The organism is Mesorhizobium sp. M1396, assembly GCF_040317725.1.
Taxonomy (GTDB): domain Bacteria; phylum Pseudomonadota; class Alphaproteobacteria; order Rhizobiales; family Rhizobiaceae; genus Mesorhizobium.
This window is the reverse complement of record NZ_JAMYLA010000137.1, coordinates 1-2,145: the sequence shown is the minus strand read 5'-3', so window position 1 is coordinate 2,145 and position 2,145 is coordinate 1. Positions and strand designations below refer to the sequence as shown.

The 2,145-nt window shown below is 59.3% G+C and carries 3 pseudogenes; 1 reads left to right on the top strand and 2 read right to left on the bottom strand.

Features of this window, described 5'->3' with window-relative positions:
• A pseudogene (locus tag NKH02_RS34290) lies at positions 1-183 on the bottom strand (type IV secretory system conjugative DNA transfer family protein); the annotation flags it as partial.
• Between the two features lie 267 nt (positions 184-450).
• Positions 451-809 (bottom strand): annotated as a pseudogene (locus tag NKH02_RS34285) (DDE-type integrase/transposase/recombinase); the annotation flags it as partial.
• A gap of 507 nt (positions 810-1,316) precedes the next feature.
• Between NKH02_RS34285 and NKH02_RS34690 the strand changes: the two are divergent.
• A pseudogene (locus tag NKH02_RS34690) lies at positions 1,317-1,851 on the top strand (aldehyde dehydrogenase family protein); the annotation flags it as partial.
• Positions 1,852-2,145: the final 294 nt, after the last annotated feature.

The window sequence follows — 2,145 nt, the reverse complement described above, 5'->3', positions numbered from 1 at the left end:
GATGAGAACAATCTCGTAGTCGTCATCGAGCAGCCGAACCTGTTCGGGACGCAATAGCGGTGCACCTTGATGTGAATTCTGAATGTTCCAATCGAACGTTCGCGCCTGGCTGTAGGAAATCGATTGGGCTTGAAATGTGAATCCACCGATAGCTTTGGAAATGTAGTTCGGAGTCTCGTCATCTACCTCGATGTTCCTAGAAGCGCGCCGGCAGCCCGGGCGGGGGGCTTGGGGTTAGACTGCCAGCGCACGCCACTCATAAAGAGCGGCCTCTTTTCGCGGTTCGGACACCCATAGTCAACCCGGCAACGTCTGGATGCCCGCTGTGCTTTTTGCAGAGCGGCGATGCCGGGCATATCGGCCGATCCTGTCTAGGATGGTGTGGCCACTCTCGTCGGCCGAGTTGATGCTCCAGCCAGTATCGCCTTGCCGACCAGCATGAGTTCGCCGTTAGCAATCCATTGTTGCGGGCGTTCCAGTCACGGCCTTCCATTCGGCGATGGCTTGCAAGCGATGAACATGTATGGCGAGAGCAGAACGTTTGGGGCGGGGGACGAAGAGGTTGCGGAGGGCTGACAAGGTCGAGACGAAGCGTTGCAGGCCTCCCGGCGATCGGACCCCTGCATCATCCGCTCCCGTTTTCGCGGCGGCACATGGGAATTCTCCGCTCTGTTGTTCAACCCCTTGTGCGACCGGTGCTCGACGTCCGGCATCATCTGTCGCTTTGCCGCTCCATACGAGCGAAGCTAGTCGGTGATCATGCGCTTCGGCGCGAGCCCCTGCTTCTTCCACAGCCGCGTCAGCAAGCGCAACCTCTCGCAGGGTGCGCTCTCAGAGTTCGTTCCTGCGCAGCGGCCTTGTTATCTCGATACTGGATAAGCGTCTACGAACCTACGCGCCGCATAACGAGCTTTGTTGCGCTGGTCGGTTGCGAAGGGTGGCTCTATGCATCGCAGTGGCGGACGCGAAATCCTCACCATCCTTCTGCATCGCGCTATTTGGCTTGCCGAACACCCAATTTCGCCGGCACGCTGCCGCTGAATACGATGATCATCTCGCATTCTTGCTATGGAGACTGTCGTCCTTCCTGGGCACGCGGCTGACGGCGACGAAAGCGGGTTTATTCATGCAACACCCCTTTTTGGCAGGCAAGCTGGTGGACTTCGGGATGTCGGGGGCGAATATAGCGAAGACTCCCGCCGCTCGCTGATGCATTCTGGACGCAACCGCATCGAGCCGATGTGTTCGAGACGCTTCGCGGCTGCAGTCGCCGAACGATGGCGTGGTTATGCGACCTGTTCGGCATGGCTACCCCCGTCCAGTCAGGCGTTCACGAAGGTGTTTGTCGAGAGTTCGTGGAGAAAGTCCGCCACTTATCGTTGGCGAGGGCTTTGCTCCGGAGTGGCGATCGGTGCGCTGATCGACAGGCAGGCTCTGGCCAAAATCGAATCCCATGCCGTCGCGAAAGGCCGCAGAATCGATGCGGGGGCAAACGCATCGCGCGAATGGCACGTCGAACTATCGGTCCGGTCTCCAGCGAGATGACCATCGCGCAAGAAAGAGACATTCGGGCGGCTGGCGCCTGTGATTGCTTCGACGATGCGGATAGGTCGTGCATGAGGCCAACGACACGATCTACGGCCTTCCCCCACATTTGTGCCTCAAACGGAAGCGTGTTTGGCGTGTCGCCGAGGCCTTGGAATATGGCATAGTGGTATGAACACGGGACGCATGTCGTCGGAAGCCGCGCCTTTCGGCCGAGTGAAGCAGTCCGGCATCGGGCGGGAGGGTTCCCGCCATTGCCTCGAGGACTACCTCGAAATGAAATACCTCTGCACGGGCGGCATCTGAAGCATGGGCTTGCAGGGCTCGCAGACCGGTAAACCAGCGAGCCATCTCCAAATATGTGAATTGTGGATTGCTCCTCGACGGGAGCTGAGGGGCGGCTCCGCAAGCCTTACGACGCTCTTTGCGAGCCGTAGCTGCCGAGCTGGCAAAAGGCCGGGCTACGTCGCGCCAGCGCAATCGGCGCGCAGAAAATTAGGCCTACCCGCTCCGGGTGTGAATCGGCGTGCAAAATTGACCCCATAAGCCGGGGAATCGGCGTCCAATTTTGACCCCCCTGATGCTTTGATTTGCGACCAT